This window comes from Methylophaga thalassica MP (assembly GCF_000214595.1).
GTDB classification, from domain to species: Bacteria; Pseudomonadota; Gammaproteobacteria; order Nitrosococcales; family Methylophagaceae; genus Methylophaga; species Methylophaga thalassica.
The window spans coordinates 192970-208415 of the sequence record NZ_AFIG01000003.1 but is presented as its reverse complement, the minus strand read 5'-3'; the positions used below and the strand labels follow the sequence as shown (position 1 = coordinate 208415).

12 protein-coding genes are annotated in these 15446 nt (G+C 43.0%); 11 read left to right on the top strand and 1 reads right to left on the bottom strand.

What is annotated here, in order from left to right:
* The first annotated feature begins 2 nt into the window (after positions 1–2).
* The 7 genes from ureE to MAMP_RS12565 all read left to right on the top strand — a co-directional run bounded on the left by ureE (position 3) and on the right by MAMP_RS12565 (position 5601).
* Entirely contained in the window at positions 3–449 is a 447-nt protein-coding gene (gene ureE, locus MAMP_RS12595; RefSeq protein WP_007146448.1) for an urease accessory protein UreE, read from the top strand.
* Positions 446–1153 carry an urease accessory protein UreF gene (locus tag MAMP_RS12590; RefSeq protein WP_158005178.1) on the top strand — a complete coding sequence of 236 codons (708 nt, stop codon included), beginning with the start codon at positions 446–448 and terminating at the stop codon, positions 1151–1153. The genes ureE and MAMP_RS12590 overlap by 4 nt, the downstream gene beginning before the upstream one ends.
* A gap of 17 nt (positions 1154–1170) precedes the next feature.
* On the top strand, positions 1171–1866 hold the full coding sequence (locus MAMP_RS12585; RefSeq protein WP_007146446.1) for an urease subunit beta: 696 nt from the start codon (positions 1171–1173) through the stop codon (positions 1864–1866).
* A gap of 2 nt (positions 1867–1868) precedes the next feature.
* Positions 1869–3581, top strand: coding sequence for an urease subunit alpha (gene ureC / locus MAMP_RS12580; RefSeq protein WP_007146445.1), 1713 nt, complete (start codon positions 1869–1871; stop codon positions 3579–3581).
* The gene (ureG, locus tag MAMP_RS12575; protein ID WP_007146444.1) at positions 3578–4225 is read left to right on the top strand and encodes an urease accessory protein UreG; all 648 of its coding nucleotides are present in this window, start codon (positions 3578–3580) and stop codon (positions 4223–4225) included. Before ureC ends, ureG begins: the two co-directional genes overlap by 4 nt.
* Before the next feature lie 8 nt (positions 4226–4233).
* Complete coding sequence (locus tag MAMP_RS12570) at positions 4234–5148, top strand: urease accessory protein UreD (protein WP_007146443.1); 915 nt, start codon at positions 4234–4236, stop codon at positions 5146–5148.
* Positions 5149–5415: 267 nt separating this feature from the next.
* Positions 5416–5601, top strand: a complete 186-nt coding sequence (locus MAMP_RS12565) for a hypothetical protein (RefSeq protein ID WP_007146442.1) — start codon at positions 5416–5418, stop codon at positions 5599–5601.
* Positions 5602–6031: 430 nt separating this feature from the next.
* Here MAMP_RS12565 and MAMP_RS12560 read toward each other — a convergent pair whose 3' ends face one another.
* A complete protein-coding gene (locus tag MAMP_RS12560) occupies positions 6032–6655 on the bottom strand; it encodes an arylesterase (protein WP_007146440.1) in 624 nt (207 codons plus the stop codon).
* A 23-nt stretch (positions 6656–6678) separates the two neighbouring features.
* Here MAMP_RS12560 and MAMP_RS12555 point away from each other — a divergent pair, with 23 nt between their 5' ends.
* The 4 genes from MAMP_RS12555 to avs2 all read left to right on the top strand — a co-directional run bounded on the left by MAMP_RS12555 (position 6679) and on the right by avs2 (position 15261).
* On the top strand, positions 6679–7359 hold the full coding sequence (locus tag MAMP_RS12555) for an ABC transporter ATP-binding protein (protein WP_007146439.1): 681 nt from the start codon (positions 6679–6681) through the stop codon (positions 7357–7359).
* On the top strand, positions 7359–9818 hold the full coding sequence (locus MAMP_RS12550) for an ABC transporter permease (RefSeq protein WP_007146438.1): 2460 nt from the start codon (positions 7359–7361) through the stop codon (positions 9816–9818). Before MAMP_RS12555 ends, MAMP_RS12550 begins: the two co-directional genes overlap by 1 nt.
* Before the next feature lie 270 nt (positions 9819–10088).
* A complete protein-coding gene (locus MAMP_RS12545) occupies positions 10089–10580 on the top strand; it encodes a hypothetical protein (RefSeq protein WP_007146437.1) in 492 nt (163 codons plus the stop codon).
* A gap of 121 nt (positions 10581–10701) precedes the next feature.
* Complete coding sequence (gene avs2, locus MAMP_RS12540; RefSeq protein WP_007146436.1) at positions 10702–15261, top strand: AVAST type 2 anti-phage system protein Avs2; 4560 nt, start codon at positions 10702–10704, stop codon at positions 15259–15261.
* Positions 15262–15446 lie beyond the last annotated feature (185 nt).

Here is a 15446-nt window from a genome sequence, read left to right as displayed (position 1 = left end):
ATATGCTTGTGTTAAATGACATTATCGGCAGTGTTAATGACGATGAAATTGCTGAAAAACTTCACCATCTTGGACATCATGACCGTATAGAGTTCATTCGAATGAATGTGGCTGATACTGCACGTAGTCGGCAAAAAGTGACGACGGATAAAGGCACACCGTGTGGTATAGCCTTATCTCGCGATAAGCGCCTGTATAACGGGGCTGTATTATTAATGGATGATCAGCGGGCTGTGGTGATACGGGTCAATGAAGAAGAATGGCTTCGATTGTCACCGACCAGTACCGATGCGGCGTTAGAGCTGGGTTATAACGCAGGTAATTTACACTGGCGTATTCGGTTTGATGGCCCTGATCTGTTGGTTGCTCTTGAAGGACCTGCACAACGTTACATCGACAGACTTAGCGGGCTGATTGATGCCAATCGTGTAACTGTCGTTCAACCTTGACTACAACTGTACCAGATGAAATGACCACTTCAGCATTAGCTATGTTGAGCATGATGCAGTTTGGAGATAGCCAATTTCCAAGTGGCAGCTTTGCTTTCTCAAATGGCCTAGAGACCTTATTCAACGACAATAAGATCAAAGGTCCAGAGCAAATATATGACTTGATTACAGTGCAACTTAAGGGGCGTTGGAACAGTTTAGATCGCGTCGCCTTATGCCACGTCTATCGGCAAGCAGAGAATCTGGATGCTATCAACGCGATTGATAATGAAGTTGAAGCCTTAAGTCTTTCTGCTGGTTTAAGAACAGGATCGAAACGGAATGGGGCAGCATTATTAGGTATCCATGCACGTTTAGGCACAACCTTGAGTGCGGAATATCGTCAACGTGTTATGGAAAAAAAAGCACCCGGTCATATTCCCGTGGTCCAGGGTTTAGTGTTTCGTCAGTGTGGATTAACGGAGCTGCAGGCACAGATAGCAAGTGCCCATGGCTTATGCAATGACATGCTGGGCGCCTGTATGCGACTGGGTAAATTAGGTCATATTCATGCTCAGTTGATACGACAAAAACTGTCTTCTGTTATTGCCACACTTCTCGAACAGCCTGTTTCAGATGACCAACTTATGCATAGCTATGTGCCATTAACTGAAATTGCGGCAATGCGTCATGAAGTCAGTGCCCAACGGCTATTTGCCAATTAACTATTTAAGGAGAAATTATGTATTTAACTCCATCAGAACTTGAACGTTTAACTATCTATACCGCAGCAAAACTGGCACAAGAGCGGCGTGAGAGAGGGTTAAAACTGAATTATCCGGAGGCCACGGCATTAATCGTTAATGAAGTGCTTGAAGGCGCACGCGATGGTCGTACTGTGGCAGAGCTGATTAGTTTTGGCAGCACGATTCTGAGTACCGATGATGTACTCCCAGGGGTCAGTGACATGATGCACATGTTGCAAGTGGAAGGTGTTTTTCCAGATGGTTCTAAATTAGTCACCATACATGATCCTATCCGTTCAGGAGAGCAAGTGGTGCCTGACTATCCTATTCCTGGCGAGCTATTCCCAGCAGAAGGTGAAATCGAGCTGAATGCCAACCGTGAAAAACGCACTATCCGGGTGGCGAATACCGGTGACAGACCTGTACAGATTGGCAGTCATTACCACTTTTTTGAGGCTAATAAAGCCTTGGAATTCGATCGTGAAGCTGCGTTTGGGATGCGTTTGGATATCCCCGCTGGCACAGCCGTAAGGTTTGAGCCGGGTCAGGAAAAAGAATGCATTTTATGTGAGTTTGGTGGCGAAAAAGCACTGTATGGCCTTAATGGACTGACCAATGGTTTAGCTGATGATGAGGCAGTGAAACAAGCGGCATTGAACAAAGCCAAGCAAGAAAACTATTTAGGAGCATAACGATGGCAATAATGAGTCGTAAAGAATATGCAGAAATGTATGGGCCAACTACCGGTGATGGTATCCGCCTTGGTGATACCAATTTAATCGCTGAAGTGGAGTACGATTTCACCGTGTATGGCGATGAGTGTCTTCATGGCGGTGGCAAAACACTGCGTGATGGCATGGGAATGACCTCAGGGCTGGGAAGTGAAGATGGCACATTAGATATGCTGTTATGTAATGCCCTGGTAATCGATCCTGTTATTGGCATTGTTAAAGGCGATGTCGGTATTAAAGATGGCAAGATAGTGGGTATCGGTAAAGCCGGTAATCCAGCCATTATGGATGGGGTAGATCACAACTTATTAGTGGGGCAATCGACCACAGTAAGAGATGCCGAAGGACTGATTGCCACACCGGGTGGCATTGATGTGCACGTCCATTTTGATAGTGCTCAGTTATGTGACCATGCCATTGCTGCAGGCATTACCACTTTGTTCGGTGGTTCGTTGGGACCTATCACCGTGGGGATTGATTGCGGTGGGGTATTTAACGTTGGAAAAATGCTGCAGGCAGCAGAGGACTTTCCGGTTAATTTTGGTTTTCTGGGGCGAGGAAACTCATGTAAACCTGAGTCATTGTATGAGCAGATTGAAGGTGGTTGTGTTGGTCTGAAAATCCATGAAGACTGGGGCGCCATGCCTGCTGTTATTGATACCTGTCTTAATGTCGCTGATGAACTGGACTTTCAGGTTCAAATCCACACCGATACTTTGAATGAAAGTGGCTTTTTAGAAAATACATTAGCCTCTATCAAAGGCCGAACCATCCATATGTATCACACTGAAGGCGCTGGCGGAGGTCATGCACCGGATATTATTTCTGTTGCAGGTGAGGCCAATTGTTTACCTTCATCAACTAACCCAACAAATCCGTTTACTCACAATACATTTGATGAGCATTTGGATATGACCATGGTTTGCCACCATCTTAGCCCGGCTATTCCAGAGGATGTCGCCTTTGCCGAAAGTCGGATTCGGGCTCAAACTATTGCTGCTGAAGATATTCTGCATGACATTGGCGCCATCTCCATGCTCGGGTCAGATAGTCAGGGAATGGGACGAATCAATGAAGTGATTACCCGAACCTGGCAATTAGCCAGCAAAATGAAAGATCAACGCGGCAGGCTGGAGACAGAAAAATCACGTATTGGTGATAACGAACGCATCAAACGTTATATCGCTAAATATACGATTAATGCAGCGAAAAGTTTTGGTGTGGCTGAACATATTGGCTCGTTGGAGCCCGGCAAAATGGCGGATGTTGTTCTTTGGCGACCAGCCATGTTTGGGGTTAAACCTGAAATCATCGTGAAAGGTGGCTTTATTGCTTACGGTGCAATGGGTGATAGTGCAGCGTCATTAATGACCTGTGAACCAATCATAATGCGTCCTCAATGGGGTGCTTTTGGGATTGCCAAACAAAAACTGAGTGCCAATTTTGTGAATCCGCTGGCCATTGAAAAAGGATTAGCTGAGAAGTTGGAGTTGAAAAAAAACTTGCTCCCAGCCACTGGTACACGAAATCTCACAAAAAAAGACATGCTGCATAACGATGCTTGTCCTGACATGTATGTTGATCCACAGACTTTCGATGTTTATATCAATGGTGAGCTGGCTTATTGCGAACCCTCTACCGAACTTCCATTAACACAGAGGTATATCCTGCGATGAATGCATCTTTTGATTTAAATGTATTAGCTGGTCCAGCCAGAGTAGGTATTGGTGGTCCTGTTGGCTCTGGTAAGACAGCATTAATTGAAAAACTTATTCCGGCATTTCAGGAACGTCAGATTGAAATTGGCATTATTACTAATGATCTTGTGACCAAAGAAGATGCTGAGAGGTTGAGAAAAAGTGGCTTGATTGAGCCTGAACGGGTCATGGCTGTTGAGGCGGGAGCTTGTCCTCACACTGTCATTCGAGAAGACCCGACATTGAATATAGAAGCAGCAGAACAGATGGCAATTCAGTTTCCCGAAATCGAGTTAATTCTGATTGAAAGTGGGGGTGACAATTTGGCTTCTACTTTCTCTTTGGATCTGGTTGACCAGTGGATGTTTGTGATCGATGTGGCTGGTGGTGATGATATACCGCGTAAAAAAGGGCCTGGCGTTTTACAAAGCGATCTCTTGATTATTAATAAAAAAGATCTCGCGCCCTATGTTGGTGTCGATTTTGACGCTATGTATTCTGAAGCAAAAAATGTTCGTGAAAACAGGCCCGTTGTCGCTATAAACAGCCGCTCAGGGGAAGGTGTTGAGCAAGTGGTTGATTATATGGTTTCCAATTTATTGTTTAATAAAGCAATGTCATAGGTAGAAATATGCGAAACGCAGATTTTTCATCTTTAAACAGTCCTCCTGTCACGCCGATTGGTCTTAATACTATGCAGTCGCGTAAGGCACGTGCAGAACTCAGGTTTACAAAGAATACTTCAGGTAAAACCTTTATTTCTCATCAACGTGCAGAGCATCCCTTTCATATCACGCGACCTTATCATTACGAGCGAGATCCAGAAGGTATGGTCACACTTTATCTGCAATCATCATCTGGTGGTATTTACCGCGGTGATGACTTAAGTATGGACGTGACTCTGGAAGAGCGGGCACAGCTACATCTGACGACACAAGCTAATACGATTGTGCATAACACACGAGGCATTAAAGCGCGTCAGTCTGTTGATATCGTGCTGGGAAAGGGAAGTTATTGCGAATATATTCCAGATCCCACTGTATTATTCAGCGGTGCTGCTTTTTGCTCCAATATTCAGATTAAACTGGAAGAAGGCGCGAAAATTCTATTTACGGATAGTTTTATGTGGCATGACCCGAGTTACAGACTGGTAACCGAACGGGGAGAACATGCCTTTGCTGGATATGATGGCAATATAAAGATCGTTGACCAGCATAAGAATTTATTAGTTCTGGAGCGATTTCGACTGGAAGGAAAAGATGTGCTCCAACATAACTGTGCCATCCATGATTCTTTTCGTGCACAAGGTTCGCTTTTTATCATTGACCAGTCACCGTCATTAAATTGTGTACTTGGAGCCATAAGGGAAGGCTTATCACACTTTAAAGATATATATGCTGGTGCATCAGAATTACCTAATAACAGCGGCATCATTATTCGTTTTTTGGCGAAAGATGGTATAGCTCTGCAGAAAGCATTGAATATGAGTTGGTCCATTTCGCGAGAGCAGTTAACTGGGACCACTCCCCGGTTAAGACGGAAGTAGTGGAAGTAAGATAAATTTCTATTTGCAACTATTTAGTACTACTTATGGCTTCAGGGCATTTCTATAACTGACGTGATTCCTTGCTGGTCGGTTTCTTGATTATTGGTATCGCCCTGAAGCTATTTCTTGTCCTTATTAATGAAATAGAAAAGCAAATTCGACGTTTTGTGATGAATTCATAAGTGATCTGTTGTCTAGCTTTAGGGCATAAATCAGCCCTTTTTATGTTTTATGTCGAGTGATGCAAATGACAAAAGGACGTCTTATATGAAACAGGGAGATGTAATCTACGGCCAGATTGAAAAGGGTCAATGGTCTGTAATTAAGCTGTTAGAGATTGATACCAATGATGATGGTGGCCCCTTTCATTGCTTGAAACGTATTTTAGCGATAAAAAAAGCAGCTGGTTTGTTGCCGTTTATGCAAGACAATAACATTCCTTTTGAATCCTAGCACCGATATGGCGATTAGCCTTTAGTCATAAATGTGCTCACATGATTTAGTCGTTGTGATGTTTTAGGCTGGCAAAAGAGGACGAGCGAATAAATAAACTATCGCTTATTGATAATTGAGCCCATACTGGGTGTCTATGTACCAACATTGATTGGCATTGATGTTTCTACCTAGACATGCCCTCAAATCAGCCAACAAGCCGTTGAGGTTAATGCATTCACCCAAAGGGAAATATCATGAGTAAAGGTCAGGATACTAAAAAGGACAAGAAAAAGGCACCGTTGCTAACACCGAAAGAAAAGAAAGCAGCAAAAAAAGCCAAGCAAACGGACAAGAATGTTTTCGGTCATTAATCAAAAAAGGCTACTCAATTTATGAGTAGCCTTTTTTCTGCCATCACTTATGACAACCGTCGGTGATAACACTGTTTTTATTTAGATTCTTCCAAAAGTGGCAACAACACTGGCTTAATATTCTGTAACACAACCGGTTGTCCCTCTTTGTTTGGATGTAGGCCATCGGCTTGCATCAACGCTTTATTGAGTGCGACACCTTTAAGCATAAAGGGCACATACGCCAGCTGATATTCCTCGGCCAACTCTTTGTATAAATTAAAAAACATTTCGGTATAACGTTTGCCGTAATTCTGTGGAATCTGGTTGCCCAGCAATAGCACTTTGGCGTCAGCCTGATGTGCTTGTTCAATCATGGTTTCAAGATTGTTTTTGGTTTGAGTAAGTGGATAGCCTCGCAAGGCATCATTGGCACCTAGTTCTATGATCACCCAGCTGGGTTTATGTTCTGACAACAGTTGTTTAAAGCGGGCTAAACCGCCCTGCGTGGTTTCACCACTGACGCTGGCATTCACAACAGTGATTTCTGGATGGGACTTTGATAGTTGATTTTCCAGTAAACTAACCCAACCTAATTCTGGTCGTAGGTTATGAGCAGCACTCAGGCTGTCTCCCATAACTAGCAATGTCGATGCTGATACTGCGTTGCTCATCAATAAACTGATGAGTAACACAAACCAATATTGTCTTTTTAGAAACATACAAACCTTCAAGAGTGGAAAACATGGCAGTTACAACTGCAATCAAAGTAACAAATTTAACCCATACGGTATCGGCAAATACAGGCAATTTGACCATATTAAAAGGAATTAGTTTAGATATTCAGGAAGGTGAGTCGGTCGCCATTGTGGGAGCATCTGGTTCAGGTAAGTCGACCTTGCTGGGCTTACTGGCAGGTTTAGATGTGAATACGTCTGGCGAGATTTATCTTTACGACCATGCTTTCTCAGCCATGGGTGAAGAGCAACGAGCCTTACTGCGCGGGCAATATGTCGGCTTTATCTTTCAATCTTTTCACTTGTTACCGAGTTTGCAGGCAGTTGAAAATGTGATGTTACCGGCCGAATTGAAGGGCGATAAAGATGCTCGTCAAAAGGCAGAAGCTTTATTGGAAAAAGTAGGGCTGTCACATCGTTTAACGCATTATCCAAACCAGTTATCCGGTGGTGAGCAACAACGTGTTGCCATTGCCAGAGCCTTTGCATCCAGTCCAAAAATTCTGTTTGCTGATGAACCCACGGGTAACCTGGATGAAGGTAATGGTCGCATCATTATTGAACAACTTTTTGAGATGAATAAAGAGCAGGGTACGACACTGGTGATGGTGACACATGACAACCATCTGGCAGAAAAATGTGATCGTCAACTCGTGATGTCTGCGGGTCAGCTGGTGGAAAAAAACTAATGCAATTTGCCTTACGATTACTGCTGCGTGATATCCGTAGTGGCGACATTCTAACGCTGATTTTTGCGTTGATTATTTCTGTCAGCACCGTTACTGCGATTAGTTTATTTATCGATCGCCTACAACTGTCATTTGAAAGCGAGTCAGCCAACTTAATGGCGGCAGATCGCTTGATTAGCTCTGATGATGCGATACCTGATAACTGGCAAACAAAAGCCGATGAGCTGGGGCTGAAACAGGCTCAACGTACCTCATTCCGTACCATGATATTTGCCGGTGATAATTTACAACTAAGTCAGGTCAGTGCGGTGACAGCACTTTATCCTCTCAAAGGTGTTTATTTGGTTGACGATGCCTTGTTCGGTACCGGGCATGAATATACTCAGCCGCCACAGCCGGGGAATATCTGGCTGTCCTCACGCCTTGCTAGTTTATTAGGCGTCAAGATTGGCGACCAGGTTGAGGTGGGCGAGACAAGCTTAACCGTTAGTCACTTTCTGGTCAGAGACCCAAATGCCAGTAGTTCGGCGTTTGCTATATCACCTCGTGCGGTGATTAATATGGCTGATCTGGCGGCAACACAAGTTATTATTCCTGGTAGTCGGGTGCGTTACAGTCTGTTACTGGCAGGTAATAAGAATGCATTAGATCAATATGAATCATGGGTATCGCCACAGCTGAATGATGGTCAACGCTGGCGTACGCCAACGCAGAAAGACGAGCGTATTGGCGACACCATTGGTAAAGCACAATCCTTTTTATTATTAGCTGGAACACTCGCGGTTATCCTGTCTGGGATTGCTATGGCCTTAGCTTCATCTCGATTTGTAAAGCGCCATTTGATGCAGGTCGCCGTGTTAAAAACATTAGGCGCGACACCGAAAAAGCTAGTGCAGGTGTTCCTTATTCAGTTTATTGCCCTGTTTGTAATGGGGGCTGGCATTGGTCTGGCTGCTGGGTGGGCAGGGCAACTGATTATTTCATCGATGCTGGCGGGCCTGATGTCGACCGCCTTGCCCGAGCCTTCATTAAGTCGTTTATGGTTGGGTGTGGCGACAGGACTCGTTTCTATGCTGGCATTTTGTTTTCCATTAATGCAGCGTCTGATTAAGGTGTCACCGATGTCCGTGTTGCAGCCAGATTTTAAAGTAGAACAAAACACGGTCATTATTTATGGCATTGGTTTTGTCGGTATGTTTGGTTTGATGTGCCTGTATACAGGCGGCGTAATTCTACCGAGCATTATGATGTTAGCCATTGTCGGCATTGGCGTCTTGGTCGCACTACTCGGGTATGGCGTATTTAGCTTCGGCCGTTCACTCACCTCCGGCGCTACTAGTGGCTGGCAGATTGGCTTTGCTGCTTTATATCGTCGATTGTTGCCCAACTTATTTCAGTTATTGGTGTTTACGCTGATTATTATGCTGGGTCTGATATTAGTCGGCGTGAAATCGAACCTGATTTCAGACTGGCAACAGCAGTTGCCGGCAGATGCACCTAATCACTATTTGTTTAATGTTCAGGCCGATCAGATTGAGCAGATAGATAAGGTCACTGACTCATTGAATATTAAACGTTCAGACTGGTACCCCATGATTCGCGGTCGTGTCACCACTATCAATGATACTGCGGTGCAAACGCTTTACCCTGAAGATAAACCTGAACCCGAATTGTTTGAACGTGAATTAAACCTGACATGGTCTGAAGAAATAGGTAAGGGTAGCAAGTTGATTGACGGTGATTTTAATGCGAATGGCCTGTCTATCGAGCAACGGGTGATGCAAGAAGCGAATTTGAAAATGGGCGACAAGCTCACCATCAATATTGGTGGTAATGACGTTACCTTACCCATCACCTCTGTGCGAGAGGTCGACTGGGGTTCAATGCAGCCAAATTTCTATTTGATTTTGCCAAAACAGGCTTTAGCAGATTATCCAGCTAACTTTGTCAGCAGTGTGTTTATCAGCCAGCAAAATGCACAACCGTTTTATAAGGCTATGTCTCAATTTCCCACGGTCTCGATGTTGAATGTGGGGGATTTACTAAAACAAGTGCAAACGGTAATCGGGCAGTTATCACAGGCGATTCAGCTGGTGTTACTGTGCATATTAAGCGCCGGTGCATTGGTATTACTGGCAAGTGTTCGCTCAACATTAGAAGAGCGCCTGGAAGAGGGGGCTTTATTACGCGTGCTGGGTGCTAAAAAATCTTTGGTACAACAAGCCTTATTTGTCGAGTTCGGCGCACTGGGATTATTCTCAGGACTGATTGCTGCCGCTGGAGCCGAAGCCTGCCTGTATGGTTTACAGGTATTTGTCTTTAAAGCAGAAGCAAGTTGGCATCCTTTGTTGTGGAGTTTAGGACCACTAATTGGTGTAGTCGTTATTTCCGCAATCGGTTTATTTGCCAGCAGAAAAGTATCCAGCGTGCCACCGATGCATTTATTACGGGAAGTGTAATTAAGACCTAAGCAAAGTTAGATTTGTGATAGCGAAACTAACGAGTTCATATATAAACCAGTATCTGAATATACTAAATGACTGGCACTATTTTTCGTCAGCAGTTCAAGACTTTGGCCTCATAATTCCATGGATAAGAAATTACTTCCATTAATAATCAATATGTTAAAGTCCTTGAAAAGGAACTATAAGGCGACCTCTTTAATATTTATTATGAGGTCGGTGGCCTCATAAAACATACTGTTAGCTCTCATAAAATGGAGGATTCCTGTGAAGGAAAAGATTGAAAAAGTACTCTTCAAAAAGCTTCGTGAACTCCCTTCAAATAAGGCACTTTTATGGCCCGACTTTCAAGTGGCTTTTGACGTAGCCACGGGGGCGTCTCTGAGTGATCACCTCGAAGAAGTGCAAGAGGTAGCAGATACACTTGAGAAATCCGATTATGCACGCTTCGAACAGCTTCCTAACGGTATGCCTCGCATTACCAAAGGCGTAGATTTTGACAAATGGGAAAATGAAATGGCTCCTACCAATCCAGGCAGTAGTTTGAACATCGGGTCACTAAATGCTCAGAACGTGCAGGTCGGTGATCAGAACACTATGAATGTAAATATTACCCCTCAAGAATTCATTGAAGCGCTAGAAAAACTGCAAAAAGATCCTGAGAAAGCAAAATCCGTGCTTTCTCAACTAAATGATTTTGCGAAGCAGGGGCTGTCTTTCGGTCAGACAGTCGCTAAATTCATCGGACTAATGAGCTAACAATTCCATGCAGGCGACGCTCGTACCTCGCGCGCCTGATGGTTGGCGTTATACGGTGGGCGTAGTAAGTCCGATTTCGACCCAAAGCGGACATTCATAAAGGTAAGAATTTCAAAAGATAATGGATATCAATTTTTTAAACATTCGATCTTATGATGGTAGCCAAAATAATGGTTTTGAAGAGCTGATATGTCAACTGGCACATCTCCAAAAACCAAATGAAGCTAAAGCTTTTGTAAGGAAAGAGGGTGCTGGTGGAGATGCTGGTGTTGAATGTTACTGGGTGCTCAATGATGGAAGTGAGATTGGCTGGCAAGCTAAATTTTTCATCGGAGAAATAAGTTCATCACGATGGAGCCAAATTGACGAATCCTTTAAAACCGCCCTCAAAAAGCACCCTAATTTAAAGAAATACATAGTATGCCTGCCTCTTGATAGAACGGATAGCCGTAAAATGGGGCGAGGTGGCGATCAGGTAGTATCCGTTCTTGATGAGTGGAATGACAAAGTAAAATCTTGGGAAGTTCTTGCGGCAGAAAAAGGGCGGACTATTGAGTTTGAATTTTGGGGCAAGCATGAACTTACTCAATTTTTGACTATAGACGACCCATTGTATGCGGGACGAGCGCTTTATTGGCTGAATGAGCCAGTTTTAGGTTTAGATGTATTCAAATCAATTACGCTTAAATCAAAAGATAGCCTTGGCGATAGGTATACACCAGAATCTCATATCGATTTACCTGTTGCGGAGAACTTTGATGCCCTTGGGACGAGTGCTAAGTGGTGGAAAAAGCTTAAAGAAAAAAATGGTAAGCTCAAAGATCAACATGGGCAATTTTCTAATAAATTTGGAAATAAAGAAGCCGCAGCCTTACAAGAGTGGTTTTTAGAGAAAGAGTGGGTTGATAGCTTAGAGAGCATTAGCTTGAAAATTATTAATCTGATTAATGATAGTTTGAAGAACAGGAACTTTCTTCAAAACCTAGGTCAGATGAAAGCTTTGTGCGAAGAGCTTTTAAAGCACGAAGGTGAAATTGTACAAGACGAGAATGGAGATATTACTGAGATCAGAAGGCAGTTCAGTGGTGAATTCTCTGTAATTCAAAGCCTCTTCTATTCATACAGAGAATTTGCACGCTTTTTGGACTCAAAACTAATCAAGGTTGCGGTAATCAGAGCAGCACTCTTACATGGCGAGGCTGGCATCGGAAAGTCGCACTTGTTGTGTGATTTGAGCCTTCGCCGAATTGATGAAAACCATCCCACAGTATTTTTGTTGGGGCAGCATTATGAAGGAGGCAATCCGCTAGATACTCTGAGGAGTTCATTAGACTTATCCAAATGCACTAACGCACAGGTATTAGGGGCTTTGGATGCTGCCGGGGAGGCACATAAGGGAAGAACTCTAATAATTGTTGATGCAATTAATGAAGGCTTGCACCGAGATGACTGGCAAAATCATATCCGAGCTTTTCTAACCGAGATATCGAAATACCCGAATATCTCGGTGCTGTTAAGTTGCAGGACCAGCTATTTGGACTACATGATCCCAGAGAGCGCTGATGAAGATTGCCTTATTCGAATACAGCATTTTGGCTTTCAAGGCTATGAGCATCGCGCTGCGGAGAAATACATGTCTAAGCAAGGCATATCAAAGCCTAGCGCACCCATTTTGGCACCTGAATTTACCAATCCTTTATTTTTAAAAACTTGTTGCCAAGCTCTAAAAGAAAATGAAATGACCAGCTTTCCAAAAGGAATGCATGGCTTAACGCAGCTCTTTGAATTCTTCTTGGAAAGCGTTGAAAAAACCGTTGCGAAACGAAAAAGATACAATCCATCCGAACAGATTATAAAAACTGCCCTCAAGGATTTTGCTTCTTCGCTCTTTCCGAACAATTTTAGTGGTTTGCCTACTGGGGATGCAAGAAAGCTTATCAACCCACATGATCCTAATGGAAGTAAAGGAGAGAGTCTTTTTGATGAGCTTCTTTACGAAGGGATTTTGTCAGAAGATATATCTTACAATGATAAGGGTGAAGGTTATCCAGTGGTGCGTTTCACTTATGAAAGATTTAGCGATCATTTCATCGCCCAACAAATCGTAGGTCAGTATGACGAAAACACTATAAAAGGTATTTTTTCTGAGGATGAGCCTATGGGCAAACTCCTAACCGAGAGAGGTATTCATAGATATGAAGGAATCTTTGAGGCGTTATCTATTGTCCTTGCGGAGCAATACCGTTTAGAGCTTGCTGACATGCTTCCGGAAGATTTTGACGGTTTTAGAGATGGCTGGGTGTTAGAACGCATTTTTACTCAAACAATTTTGTGGAGGTCTCCAGACTCATTTACAGACCGAACATTAGAAATTCTCAATATGTTACGAGGGCATGAGTTTAGTTCTCCAGCTATTGATACATTGCTTAAATTATCAACCGAGCCCAATCATCCTTGGAACGCAGATCTACTGCACAAAAACCTTGTAGATAAATCTATGGCTGAACGAGATCATTTTTGGTCAATTCAGATAGCTTTAGGGGATCAGTTTGAAGAAGATGGGGAAGCTGAAACGATTGTTAGAACACTTATTGAGTGGTCATGTTTTGGAGACATAAAAGACATTGAGAAAGAACGAGCTAGATTGTGTGCAATTACGCTTTTCTGGTTTTTAACAACTTCCAACAGAAAAGTTAGAGATCAGGCAACAAAATCGCTGGTACGATTACTCTCAGTCCATCCAAAGCTATTGCCAAATCTATTGAAGCAATTTCATAGTATAAATGATTTATATTTGGTCGAAAGACTATACGCCGTTGCGTATGGGGTTGCTTGTAATATAGACGACAATCCGTTGATTTCTAAAATAGCAGGCACCGTCTTTGCTTTGGTCTTTAAGGATGGCGAGCCAATACCACATGTTCTATTGCGAGATTATGCAAGAGGGGTTCTGGAGTACGCATTGCATTTAGAGGTGCTTCCAGAAGGCATTGATCCTGAGCAATTCAGACCACCTTATAAAAGTGAATGGCCAATAGATAACCCTTCGAAACAAGATATAGATCAAATTGATGGTGATGAATTTTCTTCTCACATCAAAAGCTCGTTAATGGGTTTTCCGGGAGATTTTGGGAATTACACAATGAGCTGTATTCACGAGTGGTCGCCAACTCCTCTATCGGAGCCCGCTCCAAAGACTGGCTATGATTATAAAAAAGAATTTGCAGAGAAATTTTTCGAGGGTGAATTAAAAGATCAATATTTGGAAAAAAACAAACCTGTTAAAAAAGAGCCTTTTGATCCTGCTGATCTAGAAGCTGCTCGAAAGCGAGTTGAAATCATGAGAGATAAAGACCTCATGAAATTAGTTCAGCAAAACAGAGAAGATGAGCAAAAAAAAGAAAGCGCTTTCAAGGATGAATTAACGAAAACCCTCGATGAAGATCAAAAGGAGTATTTTCGTTGGCTTTCAGGCTTAAGCAATGATCGCCCTGCTGCTTTTAGCAGAAAATGGGCTCAGCGGTGGGTATGTGTGCGTGCCCATGAGTTGGGTTGGAAAGAAAAACTATTTAAAGGATTTGAAGAAAGGTGCTCTTATGGTCGAGATGCTGGGCGAGGCGAGGGCTATATGGAGAGGATTGGTAAAAAATACCAATGGATTGCCCTTCATGAGTTATTGGCTCGTCTTTCCGATAACGTTCATTGGATAGATCGGGGATATAGTGACATTGAAGACGAGACGTATTATGGCCCATGGCAAATGCACAAACGGAATATAGACCCAACGATTTGGATTAGAGGTGATGCAGAGAGGGACTCTTATTACAATGAGCAAACGAAGTGGTGGCAGAGTTACAAATTTCCTTTAGATAATTTTACCGATGTAGATGCTCAGCTCAAATTTATGTGGTCGGAAAGCGACATTCCTGACTCTTCTAAAATTGTTAGTATGTTAGACCCCTACCAATCAAAAGATTGGTTAGCTCTAAGAGGTTTTTGGATGCAAATCCAAAATGAAGATGAGGAAAAAGGAATGCCTAGACTAGATGCTTGGTTTAGGATTAATTCAATTATCATTCAAAAAGGTGACTTTGAGAAAATTAGAGAATCTATAGGAAACAAAAATCTTATTGATCCTCATACTGTCAATGTGCCTTCTACCCAACATCAAGGTTATATTGGCGAGTACCCATGGCATCCCTCTTGTCGCTTCATGGCAGGTTGGGTCGACAATACTGAAGATCCGTGGGAGCGTGATATTAAGGGTAAATACCTTGTTCCTGTTTCTCAATATGAATGGGAAAATGGAAGCCCTGATTACTCTCTAGATAGCTCTCTTTCATTATATATGCCTGCGGGTGAAATAATTCAGGGTATGGGCTTAAAGCGTTCCATGGAAAACTTCGGTGCTTGGTGCAATTCCAAAGGTGAAATCGTTTTTCAAGATCCCAGCATAGTAGAAGGCGGCCCGTCTTTTGCTTTAGTACAAAAAGAAGCTTTCTTAAATTGGTTAGATGAAAATGATTTAGAAATTTTATGGCTTATAGGAGGAGAGAAGCAATTGTTTAAGCCTAGCAGCGATTTCTTTGGCCGTTTGGTTTATAACACACTATGCCGTATTGAGAACAAGCAGATTAATACTGATGTTTGGTTTGAAAGGCAGGGATCAGCTGAGCCATAGAGAGTCTCTTCTTGTTGGTGAATGGTTGATATTGAAATTGTCCGCTTATGGCCGAACTTGGACATAGCGAAGATGGTTCAGGTCACGTATAACAAGCGCAAGCATTTGGAACAATTTTCCACTTCGCTCCAAATTGTCCGGTGTTGCGAGCGTTATCTATGAAAATCAATAGGGTCAGAGAATCA